The organism is Paenibacillus agaridevorans (assembly GCF_003112455.1).
Taxonomy (GTDB): domain Bacteria; phylum Bacillota; class Bacilli; order Paenibacillales; family Paenibacillaceae; genus Pristimantibacillus; species Pristimantibacillus agaridevorans.
The window spans coordinates 2742-3293 of the sequence record NZ_BDQX01000395.1; the positions used below are offsets into that span (position 1 = coordinate 2742).

Below are 552 nucleotides of genomic sequence, written 5' to 3' on the forward strand. Positions count from 1 at the left end.
TTAGCACGCGCGGAGCGTTCTCGGAGGCCGCGGCTTTCAGTTCCGCCAGCTCTCCGTCCAGCTTCGCGAGCAGCTCGGCCGCCTTCTCTTCCCGCTCAAGCAGCTTGCCGAACAGCTCTATTTGTTGCTTAATATCCGCAATCGAATTGCCTTGCGTCAACACGATCTTCGACCCTATGCTCTCCAGCAGGGGGACGTCGTTGCTGTTAATGGGATAATTGCCGAGCACGACATCCGGCTTCAGCGACGCGATCTTCTCCAGATCGACCGTGTGGACGGAGCCGACGACGGGCACGTCCGCTACTTGCTCCTTTAGCAGTCCGCCGTTATCTTCCGGTCTGCCGACCACGGATGCGCCCAGCGCGTAGACGATATCCACCTCGCCGTTGCCCAGCGCGACGATCCGGCTCGGGGCCGCTTGAAACGTTACCTTCCGATCCGCGAAGTCCGTGACGGCTATTCTTCCCATCTGCTCTCCCCCGCTTGCCGCTCCCGCGCTGCAGCCCGCCAGCAATCCGGCTGCCGATATTGCGGCTGCGATGATCAGGAGCG

The 552-nt window shown here is 61.8% G+C and carries 1 protein-coding gene; it reads right to left on the reverse strand.

The features are described 5' to 3' along the window. A partial coding sequence (locus PAT3040_RS30765) for an ABC transporter substrate-binding protein (protein WP_181376943.1) occupies nucleotides 1–552 on the reverse strand: 552 nt, incomplete at both ends.